This is a genomic window from Vibrio sp. 10N.261.51.A4 (genome assembly GCF_041471945.1).
Classification (GTDB): Bacteria; Pseudomonadota; Gammaproteobacteria; order Enterobacterales; family Vibrionaceae; genus Vibrio; species Vibrio crassostreae_C.
This window is the reverse complement of sequence record NZ_JBFRPJ010000036.1, coordinates 44,106-57,125: the sequence shown is the minus strand read 5'-3', so window position 1 is coordinate 57,125 and position 13,020 is coordinate 44,106. Positions and strand designations below refer to the sequence as shown.

At 44.3% G+C, this 13,020-nt stretch carries 11 protein-coding genes; 6 read left to right on the top strand and 5 right to left on the bottom strand.

Annotated features, from left to right (window positions below):
- Positions 1-5: 5 nt before the first annotated feature.
- The 4 genes from AB4384_RS09420 to metK form a co-directional block, all read right to left on the bottom strand.
- Positions 6-737 (bottom strand): endonuclease, encoded by a 732-nt coding sequence (locus AB4384_RS09420; protein ID WP_017063198.1) that lies wholly within the window; start codon positions 735-737, stop codon positions 6-8.
- Between the two features lie 96 nt (positions 738-833).
- Positions 834-1,334, bottom strand: a complete 501-nt coding sequence (locus tag AB4384_RS09415) for a SprT family zinc-dependent metalloprotease (RefSeq protein WP_372129365.1) — start codon at positions 1,332-1,334, stop codon at positions 834-836.
- A gap of 80 nt (positions 1,335-1,414) precedes the next feature.
- On the bottom strand, positions 1,415-2,212 hold the full coding sequence (locus AB4384_RS09410; protein WP_017062235.1) for a DUF2189 domain-containing protein: 798 nt from the start codon (positions 2,210-2,212) through the stop codon (positions 1,415-1,417).
- A gap of 368 nt (positions 2,213-2,580) precedes the next feature.
- Positions 2,581-3,735: a methionine adenosyltransferase gene (gene metK / locus AB4384_RS09405; RefSeq protein WP_017062234.1), complete on the bottom strand. Its 1,155-nt coding sequence runs from the start codon at positions 3,733-3,735 to the stop codon at positions 2,581-2,583.
- 355 nt (positions 3,736-4,090) lie between these two features.
- On the opposite strand from metK, the gene tkt reads away from it, so the two are divergent.
- The 5 genes from tkt to mscS all read left to right on the top strand — a co-directional run bounded on the left by tkt (position 4,091) and on the right by mscS (position 11,154).
- Positions 4,091-6,085 carry a transketolase gene (tkt, locus tag AB4384_RS09400; protein ID WP_102333136.1) on the top strand — a complete coding sequence of 665 codons (1,995 nt, stop codon included), beginning with the start codon at positions 4,091-4,093 and terminating at the stop codon, positions 6,083-6,085.
- Positions 6,086-6,298: 213 nt separating this feature from the next.
- Positions 6,299-7,348: an erythrose-4-phosphate dehydrogenase gene (epd, locus tag AB4384_RS09395; protein WP_032545627.1), complete on the top strand. Its 1,050-nt coding sequence runs from the start codon at positions 6,299-6,301 to the stop codon at positions 7,346-7,348.
- Positions 7,349-7,514: 166 nt separating this feature from the next.
- A complete protein-coding gene (locus AB4384_RS09390) occupies positions 7,515-8,678 on the top strand; it encodes a phosphoglycerate kinase (RefSeq protein ID WP_372129364.1) in 1,164 nt (387 codons plus the stop codon).
- Between the two features lie 155 nt (positions 8,679-8,833).
- On the top strand, positions 8,834-9,910 hold the full coding sequence (gene fbaA, locus AB4384_RS09385; RefSeq protein WP_010435694.1) for a class II fructose-bisphosphate aldolase: 1,077 nt from the start codon (positions 8,834-8,836) through the stop codon (positions 9,908-9,910).
- A 377-nt stretch (positions 9,911-10,287) separates the two neighbouring features.
- The gene (gene mscS, locus AB4384_RS09380; protein WP_017063201.1) at positions 10,288-11,154 is read left to right on the top strand and encodes a small-conductance mechanosensitive channel MscS; all 867 of its coding nucleotides are present in this window, start codon (positions 10,288-10,290) and stop codon (positions 11,152-11,154) included.
- Between the two features lie 96 nt (positions 11,155-11,250).
- Here mscS and AB4384_RS09375 read toward each other — a convergent pair whose 3' ends face one another.
- Entirely contained in the window at positions 11,251-11,880 is a 630-nt protein-coding gene (locus tag AB4384_RS09375; RefSeq protein ID WP_017059061.1) for a LysE/ArgO family amino acid transporter, read from the bottom strand.
- Between the two features lie 142 nt (positions 11,881-12,022).
- Here AB4384_RS09375 and AB4384_RS09370 point away from each other — a divergent pair, with 142 nt between their 5' ends.
- Complete coding sequence (locus AB4384_RS09370) at positions 12,023-12,919, top strand: LysR family transcriptional regulator ArgP (RefSeq protein WP_102321476.1); 897 nt, start codon at positions 12,023-12,025, stop codon at positions 12,917-12,919.
- The last annotated feature ends 101 nt before the right edge of the window (positions 12,920-13,020 follow it).

Here is a 13,020-nt window from a genome sequence, read left to right as displayed (position 1 = left end):
CGACGTTATTTACAAGCAGGGTAAACAAATGGGTTGTGATTACCTTGGATGGCATAGATTCGCTCATCACGAGTACATTCCCACTTGTCGACAGGAAATTGCTTGTTCCACGCCATCATTAGGTTGGTTTGTTGCTTAGATAGTTTGAAACCATACTCTTGGCTCATGTAAAGGTAAGTACGCGCGATAGAGCCTTTTGCTCTGTCTGGCGGCATAACTTTACGCTGCTTGAAGTTGACCTGCATTTCACACTGACCATAGCTCACACCATCCATGCCATTCCACTGACTGAAGTTGTAGTTGGAGCGATCACCGTTAACCTCGCCAATGGCCGGAGTTAGGTTGTGAAGGTCGGCTTCCATGGATTTGAATATTTTGTCATTGCGAGTGCAGTTCTTGCGCCCACCATCTTGCCAACACTGACGCTGGTGGCCAAATTGCCAAGCTGGAACCACGTGTTCCCACTCAATTCGACTCGCCCGCTTTTGTTGTTTTCGGACTTGATAGCCACAGCCATCAAGGTCGGGAATGCCTTTCTTTTTGTCCTTCCAAGTAATGTCACAGCCGCAATAAAATGAAGTCGGATGGTCGAGGTAAATCTTCACCGCTTCTCTTTTTGCTTTGGAAAATGAGCTCGGTGGTGCGGCGAGAACGCTTTGGGTTACCAGTAGGCCAAATACTATTGTTAAGTAAAAAGATACAGGTAGGCCAAATGCTTTGAAGGTGAGTTTTTGCATAGAAAAAGACTGATAAAAGTATGATAAACATCAGTCTAGCACTCAAATGTTAGATCTCTCTATTAGATTTGTTCTACCGAGTAAATCAACCTGTCACTAGCTTAGTTGAGTTCCCGTGAAAGCTAAGGTTTGCTGGCACAAGTGGCAGCGGTAGGTCGATTGATTCCGAAGTACTTTGTTGTGTCGTCTGATTGATAATGGGTAAGTGGTGCACTCACATCGATATTCAAAGGTTTTCCCTTGAACTGACGCGATTTCAAAGCTGTGAGTTGTTCTGGCTGGCACGTTGAATACTTTTTCCATCACGTATTTCCACTCGTTTCCGTGAGGCCTAACACGTCCGAAAACCTGATGCGTGATCAGGTGTGCGAGTTCATGTGGCACAACCTCGTTGATGAAGGCATCTTCATTTTCAGAAAATAGTACGTGGTTGAGCTTAATTTCGTTGAGCTGAAGGTAGGCCTTTCCCGCCGCTTTGCCTCTTAACTTGAAGGTGATAGTTGGGTGTGGAAATTCACGAGAGAAATGTTGATTTGCGATAGCTAGGCATTCGGCCAATTTCTTATTTGCTCGGTGTTGTTGCGGGGTGTAAGACAAACGTTGTTAACTCCAAATAAAAGGCCTCAGCGTTTAAACCAAGGCCTAATCATAACATTGCTTGTTGATCTAGCGATGCTTTACACGTGATGTTTTTTCTTAATGATCTCGTGATAAGCGTGCCATGTAGCATAGCCAAGTAGCGGCATGGTGACGATCATTCCGATGCCGTAGGTGGCAAAACCCACCAAAATACCGGCACAAATAATACTCGCCCAAACCACCATTGCAGGGATGTTCGATTTCACGGCATTAAAGCTAGTGAAAATCGCACTCATCACATCAACGCGTCTCTCCATCATTAACGGAATTGAAAATGCTGAGATGCTAAATATGAGGCTTGCGATAACAAAACCAATCACAGAACCCGTAATTAAGAAGGGAGCGAACTCAGCCAGTGGTGCGCCTTGCACTGAAGGGTAGAGCGCGTGCAATAACGCAGCGATACGCATCCAGAATATCATCGCAACCATCAATACGATCGCAAAGGCCCATTGGTGGGTGGAGTTGCGAGTGATGGCTTTCATCGAGTGCAGTAGGCTTGCGTTGTGGCCTTTTTCTCTTTCCCAAGCTGCGTCATACAAGCCCAGAGCAAGAAACGGCCCTATTAGCATGTACACGATCAGGCTTGGCATTACGACCAAGTGTGTTCCTTGCCATTGGACAAGCTGAACAATGGCGATTGCCGCTCCCATAAAGCACAAACCGTAGAATGCGCTGATTAATGGCATTCTTACTAAGTCATGCAGAGCAAGCGACAACCAATGAAAGGGTGCGGAAATACTGATTTGGTTACAAGGAATGGTGCGAGCGTAATCCTTATCGCTGACCTTGTGTTTTTTATCGTTCAGTTCGGATGGGTGCGCGGTACGAGGCATAGATCCCCCTAGTTAAATAACGTCCTAGTTATAATTCCATAAGGCTCATCGATGTGGCTTGTGTGAGAGTTATGGTGTTGAGCTAAATTGCTCTTTGTCATCCCAGTTTTTGTTCTAGCGTGCATTTAACGAGCGTTATCAGGCTGAATTAATTTAAGTTAAATGTGAGCTTGATCTCTTAGGAGTTACCTTAACTATTGTCAGTAGTGTTAGAAAACACAAATTATCAGCGGTTTTTTATACTAAGTGGTTAACGGTAAAGAAGGGCATTAGAGAAGAGAATGGCGAGTGAAAGTAAGGTAAGTACATAAAAATAAAGCCCTTACTAAGAAGTAAGGGCTTTAAAGAAACAAATCGCAGTGGCTAAATTATTTTAGGCCAGCGAAGTCCGCAAGGATTGCTGCTTTGTCAGTCGCTTCCCAAGGGAACTCTTCACGACCGAAGTGGCCGTATGCAGCAGTCTGCTTGTAGATAGGCTGAAGAAGGTTCAACATCTCTTGAAGACCGTATGGACGTAGGTCGAAGTTTTGACGAACTGCTTCAATGATAATTTCGTGAGCTACTTTTTCAGTACCAAACGTTTCAACCATGATAGATGTTGGATCAGCAACACCGATAGCGTAAGACAGTTGAATCTCACAACGGTCAGCCATGCCAGCAGCAACGATGTTTTTCGCAACGTAACGAGCCGCGTAAGCTGCAGAACGGTCAACTTTTGATGGATCTTTACCAGAGAATGCACCGCCACCGTGACGAGCTGCGCCGCCGTAGGTATCAACGATGATCTTACGACCTGTTAGACCACAGTCACCCATTGGGCCACCGATTACGAAACGGCCTGTTGGGTTGATGAAGAAGTTAGTGTCTTTGTTGATCCACTCAGCAGGAAGTACTGGTTTGATGATCTCTTCCATTACTGCTTCACGTAGATCCGGTGTTGTTACTGAATCGCAGTGTTGAGTCGAAAGAACAACAGCGTCGATACCAACGATTTTACCTTGGTCGTATTGGAACGTAACTTGAGATTTCGCATCAGGGCGAAGGAAGTCAAGTTTACCGCTCTTACGTACTTCAGCTTGCTTCTTAACAAGAAGGTGAGAGTAAGTAATTGGAGCCGGCATTAGGATTGGTGTTTCGTTAGTCGCGTAACCAAACATGATGCCTTGGTCGCCTGCGCCTTGCTCTTTAGGGTCTTCTTTATCAACACCTTGGTTGATGTCTGGAGACTGCTTACCAATTGTGTTTAGAACAGCACAAGAGTCAGCGTCAAAGCCCATATCAGAATGAACGTAACCAATTTCACGTACTGTTTCACGAGTGATTTCTTCGATATCAACCCATGCAGACGTTGTTACTTCACCGCCAACCATAACCATGCCGGTTTTAACGTAAGTCTCACAAGCAACACGTGCTTTTGGATCTTGTTCCAAGATGGCATCAAGAACAGCATCAGAGATTTGGTCTGCAATTTTATCTGGATGGCCTTCTGAAACAGATTCAGAAGTGAATAGGTGCTTAGCCATGAGAGCTCCACTTTTAGTTTTTGGTGTAAATAGTTTATGGCGTCGCAAGCTAGGAAGCGCGCCATTAAATACAGTATATTTTGTAGGTGTTTCTACATCTAGACGGCTATTCTAAATTCCAGCGGTCGAATTACAAGCTCTTTTTTATGATATGTCATAACTAATCGTTTGCGTATCGATTGAGATAAGCCACTGCCAAGTGATGTAAATGTTCGAAAATTGCGAAAAATGACCGTTAAAATGCCAGTAAAACGTTTGCAGTCGCAATAGTCGTTTGAGAGAATACCCGCGCTAATTAAAATGAAAACATTAGCACTATCTCTTTTTTAAATCGCTTATGTATCCAGGAGCAGACATGCCTTCTCGTAAAGATCTAGCCAATGCAATCCGCGCACTTAGCATGGACGGTGTTCAACAAGCAAATTCAGGCCACCCAGGCGCACCTATGGGTATGGCTGACATCGCTGAAGTTCTTTGGCGTGGCCACTTGAACCACAACCCAGCAAACCCAGAGTGGGCTGACCGCGACCGTTTTATCCTGTCTAACGGCCATGGTTCAATGTTGATTTACTCTCTGCTTCACCTTGCAGGCTACGAGCTTTCAATTGAAGATCTGAAAAACTTCCGTCAACTGCACTCTAAGACTCCTGGTCACCCAGAGTACGGTTACGCTCCTGGTATCGAGACAACGACGGGTCCTCTAGGTCAAGGCATCACTAACGCTGTTGGTATGGCAATGGCAGAGAAAGCACTGGCTGCACAGTTCAACAAAGAAGGCCACGACATCGTAGACCACTACACTTATGCATTCATGGGTGATGGCTGTCTGATGGAAGGTATCTCTCACGAAGCATGTTCACTAGCTGGTACGCTAGGTCTTGGTAAGCTAGTTGCTTTCTGGGATGACAACGGTATCTCTATCGATGGTGAAGTGGAAGGTTGGTTCTCTGACGATACTCCTAAGCGTTTTGAAGCATACGGCTGGCACGTAATCCCAGCAGTAGACGGTCACGATCCGGAAGCAATCAATGCAGCTATCGAAGCAGCTAAAGCAGACCCTCGTCCAACGCTTATCTGTACTAAAACTATCATCGGTTTTGGTTCTCCAAACAAAGCTGGTACGCACGACTGCCATGGCGCTCCACTAGGTGCTGATGAAATTACAGCAACTAAAGCAGCACTTGGTTGGGAACACGGTCCTTTCGAAATCCCAGCAGATATCGCCGCTGAGTGGAATGCGAAAGAAGCGGGCGCAGCAAAAGAAGCGGCGTGGAATGCTAAGTTTGACGCATACGCAGCGGCTTACCCTGAGCAAGCAGCAGAATTCAAACGTCGCACTAACGGCGAACTTCCAGCTGAGTGGGAAGAGAAAGCAAACGCAATCATTGCTGATCTTCAAGCTAACCCAGCAAACATCGCTTCACGTAAAGCATCTCAAAACGCATTAGAAGCGTTTGGTCAAATGCTACCAGAATTCATGGGTGGCTCTGCTGACCTTGCGCCTTCTAACCTAACTATGTGGTCTGGTTCTAAGTCTCTTGAAGCAACTGACTTCTCTGGTAACTACATCCACTACGGTGTACGTGAATTCGGTATGACGGCTATCATGAACGGCATCGCTCTGCACGGTGGTTTCGTACCATACGGCGCAACGTTCCTAATGTTCATGGAATACGCGCGTAACGCAATGCGTATGGCTGCTCTGATGAAAGTTCAGAACATCCAAGTTTACACGCACGACTCTATCGGCTTAGGCGAAGATGGTCCTACTCACCAACCGGTTGAACAGATCGCTTCTCTACGTCTAACGCCAAACATGAGCACATGGCGCCCATGTGACCAAGTTGAGTCTGCTGTTGCTTGGAAACTGGCTATTGAGCGTAAAGATGGTCCTTCATCTTTAATCTTCTCTCGTCAAAACCTTGCACAACAAGATCGTAATGCTGAGCAAGTAGCTAACATCGCTAAGGGTGGTTACATCCTGAAAGATTGTGAAGGCAAGCCAGAGCTAATCATCATTGCAACAGGTTCTGAAGTTGAGCTTGCTGTTGAAGCTGCTGCACAGTTAACCGCTGAAGGTAAAGCAGTACGCGTAGTATCTATGCCTGCAACTGACGCGTTCGACAAGCAAGATGCTGAATACCGTGAGTCTGTACTTCCATCTGACGTTACTGCTCGTATCGCAGTAGAAGCTGGCATCGCTGACTTCTGGTACAAGTACGTTGGTTTCGGTGGCAAGATCATCGGTATGACAACGTTTGGCGAATCTGCACCAGCAGGCGAGCTATTCAAGATGTTCGGTTTCACTACTGAAAACGTAGTAAACACCGCGAAAGAGCTTCTTGCTTAATCATTGATTGCTAGCTTAGTGCTAACAATGAAATGAATAAAAAAACCGAGCGCTGAGCTCGGTTTTTTGTCTCTGGGATTTGTTTCTCCTAGACTCATCTCTATAAGCAACAGATCAATCTGTCATGAACAAGCTGAGTTATTCAAGTAATGCCTTTTGGGTAGGATTCAGTTATCATCTGTTGCACGAAATTTTGGTTAGATGTACGGAACTATGCTAAAAGTCGCGATAAATGGATTTGGACGAATAGGGCGTAATGTATTGCGCGCTGTCTATGAAAGTGGCAAAAGCCAACAAATCAAAGTAGTAGCGGTCAATGAGCTTGCTCAGCCTGACGCTATGGCTCACCTATTGCAGTACGACACCAGTCACGGCCGCTTCGGTAAGAAAATCTCTAACGATCAAGAGCACATTTATGTCCATCATGGCATTGGTGCTGAAGACAAGGGTGAGTTTGATACCATTCGTATCTTACATCTTGCTGATATTGAGCTGTTGCCTTGGCGTGACCTTGAGGTGGATATCGTTCTCGATTGTACCGGTGTTTATGGTTGCCGAGATGACGGCCTCGCGCACATTGCTGCAGGGGCGAAAAAGGTACTGTTTTCTCACCCCGGTGCCAATGACCTCGATAACACCATTATCTATGGTGTGAACCACGATACCATCGAAGCGGACCACCAAATCGTTTCCAATGGTTCGTGCACCACCAACTGTATTGTCCCTATCATTAAGGTTCTTGATGACGCCTTTGGTATCGAGTCCGGTACGATTACGACTATTCACTCTTCAATGAATGATCAACAAGTTATCGATGCGTACCACAGCGATTTGCGTCGTACTCGAGCAGCAAGCCAATCGATCATTCCTGTCGATACCAAGTTGCATAAAGGTATTGAAAGAATCTTCCCGAAATTTTCCAACAAATTTGAAGCTATATCTGTGCGTGTGCCGACGGTAAACGTAACAGCGATGGATTTAAGTGTCACAATTAATGCAAATGTGAAAGTTAATGACGTAAATCAAACCATTGTTAATGCATCCCAGTGTACATTACACAATATAGTTGACTATACTGAAGCGCCGCTCGTTTCCATCGACTTTAATCACGATCCCCATAGCGCAATCGTTGATGGTTCACAAACGCGAGTGAGCAACGGCCACTTAGTTAAAATGCTAGTGTGGTGTGATAATGAATGGGGCTTTGCGAACCGAATGCTGGATACGGTTCTTGCAATGCAAGCTTCTGAAGGCAAGAAGTAAGACCTAGAAGCAAATGTGCGGATTATTTATTTTTTAGCTTGAAATAAATACTAAGAGTCCACATATTATTAGTAGTGAAAGAATTACCAGTTGAATAATTTATAGGCTTAGCAGGGTTGCTGAGTTTCCAAAACTTTATATTTATTTAAATTTGAGAGGACAAATCATGTCTGTGATCAAGATGACTGACCTGGAACTTGCAGGTAAACGCGTATTTATCCGTGCTGACCTAAACGTACCAGTAAAAGACGGTAAAGTAACTTCAGATGCACGTATCCTAGCATCTCTACCAACTATCAAGCTTTGCCTAGAAGCTGGTGCAAAAGTAATGGTTACTTCTCACCTTGGTCGTCCTACTGAAGGCGAATACAACGAAGAGTTCTCTCTAGCTCCTGTAGTTAACTACCTAAACGACGCACTAGATTGCGAAGTTAAACTAGCTAAAGATTACCTAAACGGCCTAGAGCTAAACGCTGGTGAGCTAGTTGTTCTTGAAAACGTTCGTTTCAACAAAGGCGAGAAGAAGAACGAAGAAGCACTTTCTAAGCAGTACGCTGCGCTATGTGACATCTTCGTGATGGACGCATTCGGTACAGCTCACCGTGCTCAAGCTTCTACACACGGCGTTGGTACTTACGCTCCTGTAGCATGTGCTGGCCCTCTTCTAGCTGCTGAGCTTGAAGCGCTTGGTAAAGCAATGGACAACCCAGCTCGCCCACTAGTGGCTATTGTTGGTGGTTCTAAAGTTTCTACTAAACTAACCGTTCTAGAATCTCTTTCTAAAATTGCTGACCAGCTTGTTGTTGGTGGTGGTATCGCGAACACATTCATCGCTGCTGAAGGCCACAACGTAGGTAAGTCTCTATACGAAGCTGACCTAGTTGAAACGGCTCAAAAGCTAATGAAAGAGTGTGCTATCCCAGTAGCAACTGACGTTGCATGTGCTAAAGCATTCGACGAAAACGCAGAAGCTGAAATCAAGCACGTTTCTGAAGTTCAAGACGACGACATGATCTTCGACCTTGGTCCAGATTCAACTGCGGCACTAGCTGAAATCATCGGCAACGCGAAAACAATCCTTTGGAACGGCCCTGTAGGCGTATTCGAATTCAAGAACTTCGAAGCGGGTACAGCTGGTATCTCTAAAGCAATCGCTGAGTCTGCAGGTTTCTCTGTAGCAGGTGGTGGTGACACGCTAGCAGCTATCGATAAGTTCGGTATCAAAGCTGACGTTTCTTACATCTCTACTGGCGGTGGCGCTTTCCTTGAATTCGTTGAAGGTAAAGTACTTCCTGCAGTAGCAATGCTTGAAGAGCGTGCTAAAGCATAATTGATTTAGAAAGGCGAGATGTGAATCTCGCCTTTTAACGTTTGCTGCATATCACACTTTTTTGCTAGAATGGCATAAGTTGTGAGCAAACGATTGCAAGTTTTTAAACTTAAGTTTTTTAATCTTAAAACGATAGAATAAATAGGACTATTTCCATGTCTAAGATCTTCGATTTTGTAAAACCTGGTGTGATTTCTGGCGATGACGTACAGAAAGTATTTGAAGTAGCAAAAGAAAACAAATTTGCTCTTCCTGCTGTAAACGTTGTTGGTACTGACTCTGTAAACGCAGTACTAGAAGCAGCTGCTAAAGTTAAAGCTCCAGTAGTTGTTCAGTTCTCTAACGGCGGCGCTGCATTCTTCGCAGGTAAAGGCGTTAAACTTGAAGGTCAAGGCGCACAAGTTCTTGGCGCTGTAGCTGGTGCAAAATACGTACACGCTGTAGCTGAAGCTTACGGTGTTCCAGTTATCCTGCACACTGACCACGCTGCTAAGAAACTTCTTCCATGGATCGACGGTCTACTAGACGCTGGTGAAGAGTTCTTCGCACAAACTGGTAAGCCTCTATTCTCTTCTCACATGCTAGACCTTTCTGAAGAGTCTCTAGAAGAGAACATCGAAACATGTGCTAAGTACCTAGAGCGCATGGCTAAAATGAACATGACAATCGAGATCGAACTTGGTTGTACTGGTGGTGAAGAAGACGGCGTTGATAACTCTGATATGGACGCATCTGAGCTTTACACTTCTCCAGAAGACGTAGCATACGCTTACGAGAAACTAATGGCTGTTAGCCCACGTTTCACTATCGCTGCATCTTTCGGTAACGTACACGGTGTTTACCAAGCTGGTAACGTTGTACTTACTCCAACTATCCTACGTGACTCTCAAGCATACTGTGCAGAGAAGTTCGGTATCGCACCTAACGCTCTAAACTTCGTATTCCACGGTGGTTCTGGTTCTTCTGAAGCAGAAATCCAAGAGTCTATCGGCTACGGTGTTATCAAAATGAACATCGATACTGATACACAGTGGGCAACTTGGGACGGTATCCGTCAGTACTCTGCTGACAACTTCGATTTCCTACAAGGTCAAATCGGCAACCCAACTGGCGAAGCTGCTCCAAACAAGAAGTACTACGATCCACGCGTATGGCTACGTGCTGGTCAAGCTTCAATGGTTGCTCGTCTAGAGAAAGCATTTGCTGACCTTAACGCTGTAGACGTACTATAATTCTTTGAATTAAGTACTCTTTAAGTTTTAAAAACCCGCTCATTGAGCGGGTTTTTTTATATCTGATAAAAACTTGTACTAAATATGTGAAAAACCTAGCGTGCGGTGAATAAATTTCGTAGTCTTTTAGTTATCGGTATTTGTGTTTATCGGTAAGTTTTAATAATTCAAAAGCTTACATAAATATGACTTTGCAATCTGTCAAAGATCGGATATCGTGCCGAAAAACTGAACTTGGTTCAGTTTATAAAAAGGACTTGGCTTTAATTTACTTTTAACACAATGACTTAACGGTAATTACACTGTTTATTATATTGCAGAGTAAATGAGGCTTAAGGCAGTTTAGCCCATAGCATATTATATAGAGGATGCACATTATGGCTGATAGTTCGACAGCGATTGAGACTCCACTTGTGGATGGTTTGTCTCAAGCAGAGCAGTGGTTAACAAATAATTCAGATTTATTTATCCAATATGGCGTAAATATCATTTCAGCACTGATAATTCTATTTATTGGTAACCTTATTGTTAAAGCAGTAGCGAATAGCGTGTCTAAGGTTCTTCAGAAGAAGAAAATGGACCGAGCAGTTGTGGAGTTCGTCCATGGTTTAGTTCGTTACTTGTTGTTTGTGATTGTTTTAATTGCTGCACTTGGTCGTTTAGGTGTTCAAACGGCATCTGTAGTTGCTGTTATTGGTGCGGCTGGTTTAGCCGTTGGTCTTGCACTACAAGGCTCACTATCTAACTTTGCTGCTGGTGTACTTATCGTTGCATTCCGTCCATTTAAGTCTGGTGACTATGTGGAAATTGGTGGTGTGGCAGGTTCAGTTGATTCTATTCAAATCTTCCAAACGGTTCTAACAACGCCAGACAACAAAATGGTTGTAGTACCTAACGGTAGCGTTATCGGCAGCCCAATCACAAACTATTCTCGTCATGCGACGCGCCGTATTGATCTAATGATTGGTGTTTCTTACAACGCTGATCTTCAGAAGACAAAAGCGCTACTGACTAAGATCTGTGAATCTGATGAGCGTGTACTGAAAGAACCTGGCGTTCAAGTTGGTGTTCATACGCTTGCTGATTCTTCAGTTAACTTCGTTGTTCGTCCATGGGTTAGCACTGCTGACTACTGGAATGTTTATTTCGACCTGATGCAAGCAATCAAAGAAGGCTTGGATAACGAGGGTATCGAAATTCCATTCCCGCAAATGGATGTACACATGAATAAAGTAGAAGCTTAATTCCTAGTTAGTTTTTATAACTATAAGCTTTTATAAGGAAAGGCGGATAACTTAGGTTATCCGCCTTTTTTGTTGGTTTCATGAAGCTAAATAGATTTACCAGTATTGCTCAATAAGTCCATCGGTAAGCACCGTTGCTATGGCGAACATCATGGTTGCGACTGCGATATCAATGCCTTTCTTAACCTTAGGTTTAGATAGCGTCGGGCCTAGTTTTGCAGCGCCTAATGACAAAGAATAGAACCAGACGAACGAAGCCAATATAGTCCCCATAGCAAATGCAATTCTGTCGTTGCCTTCAAATTGCCCACCAATGGATCCAAGAATTACCACGGTATCCAAATAGAGATGTGGGTTTAATACTGTTACTGCCAATGCCCCTAAAATAACGGTGCGCTTGCCACGCGCTAATATCTCACCTTTCGACTCATCACTGGTGCGCACTTTGAATGCACTGCGTAGTGAGAGCAAACCATACACAGTCAGAAAAGCGATGCCACCTAGTGTCACTGAGGTAAGCAGTAATTCATTTTGCGACAAGATCGCTCCGCCGCCAAAAATGCCTAATGAGATAAACAGAGTATCGAGCAGGCTACAAATCGTTGCTGTCGTTAAATGATGATTGCGTTTTATCCCTTGATTTAGGACGTACGCATTCTGAGCGCCAATAGGGATAATCATACTTGCCCCTAGACCAAAACCTTGTAATAAAACCCAAAAACTCATTTTAACCTCCACTTATTTAACGATATTTACGTGCTATATGGCGAAGATACTCTGACCCTTTAAATAAGTATAATTAATGATTTTAATCCATTATTAGAGTTGCTAATGTGGTGATGAGTTAGCTTAAAAAGGAAGCAAATTGATGCGCGGATTGGATTATAAATGGATTGAAGCACTGGATGCTGTAGTAAAACAACGTAGCTTCGAAAGGGCTGCTGAGCAGTTATATATCTCCCAGTCGGCGGTATCTCAACGCATCAAACAGCTGGAAAAGTGGTTGGCTCAGCCAGCCTTGGTGAGAGAAAGCCCGCCTAGGCCAACGCCTGCGGGTAAAAAACTACTGGGCTTATATCGCCGTGTTCGCTTGTTAGAGCACGAGCTTGTCCCAGAGTTGATGAACGAAGAGGGAACTCAACCTCTTTCTCTGTCTATTGCGACCAATGCTGATAGCTTGGCGACATGGTTACTTCCTGCGTTATCTGATGTGATGAATTCACGTCAAGTTGAGTTGAACCTCGCGATTCATGGTGAATCAAGAACCATTGAGAAGATTAAAAGTGGTGAGGTGGCCGGTGCAATCAGTTTGGAGTCTCAAGCGATTCCTGGCTGCAGTGCTGACTATCTCGGTAGGATGGATTATGTGTGCGTGGCTAGCCCTGACTTTCATCAGCGTTACTTTGCAGAGGGCGTAAACTACGCCACCTTAAGCAAAGCACCTGCGGTTTCCTATGATCAATACGATGATCTGCATAAGAAATTTTTGCATGATCATTTTAACGTCCCGAGAGATAGTGTGATCAATCATACTGTCGGCAGCTCAGAAGCATTTGTACGCTTGGCATTGTCGGGCGTTGCCTATTGTTTGATTCCTCGATTGCAGATTATCGAGGAGCTAGAGTCTGGTGCTTTGATTGATATTACGCCCGGCTTTTTGTTGTCTTATCGAATCTATTGGCACCATTGGCAATTAGAGAGCGGGGTATTAAAAGAGATATCTCAAGCAATATTAAATTATGCCCACAACCACTTACCTCAGTAAGCTGTTGGTTTTTGCAGCGTCAAAGTTGTGTTAGAAGTCCTGTCGCGGGATTGGTTATGTGACAAATTGCTCTATGATAAAAGAACATTTGTTCAGCATAG

Coding starts and splice junctions, on each gene's coding strand:
- metK (WP_017062234.1), bottom strand. CDS start 3,735: ATGGCTAAGCACCTATTCACTTCTGAATCTGTTTCAGAAGGCCATCCA.
- epd (WP_032545627.1), top strand. CDS start 6,299: ATGCTAAAAGTCGCGATAAATGGATTTGGACGAATAGGGCGTAATGTA.
- AB4384_RS09390 (WP_372129364.1), top strand. CDS start 7,515: ATGTCTGTGATCAAGATGACTGACCTGGAACTTGCAGGTAAACGCGTA.
- AB4384_RS09420 (WP_017063198.1), bottom strand. CDS start 737: ATGCAAAAACTCACCTTCAAAGCATTTGGCCTACCTGTATCTTTTTAC.
- AB4384_RS09370 (WP_102321476.1), top strand. CDS start 12,023: ATGCGCGGATTGGATTATAAATGGATTGAAGCACTGGATGCTGTAGTA.
- mscS (WP_017063201.1), top strand. CDS start 10,288: ATGGCTGATAGTTCGACAGCGATTGAGACTCCACTTGTGGATGGTTTG.
- AB4384_RS09410 (WP_017062235.1), bottom strand. CDS start 2,212: ATGCCTCGTACCGCGCACCCATCCGAACTGAACGATAAAAAACACAAG.
- AB4384_RS09375 (WP_017059061.1), bottom strand. CDS start 11,880: ATGAGTTTTTGGGTTTTATTACAAGGTTTTGGTCTAGGGGCAAGTATG.
- fbaA (WP_010435694.1), top strand. CDS start 8,834: ATGTCTAAGATCTTCGATTTTGTAAAACCTGGTGTGATTTCTGGCGAT.
- tkt (WP_102333136.1), top strand. CDS start 4,091: ATGCCTTCTCGTAAAGATCTAGCCAATGCAATCCGCGCACTTAGCATG.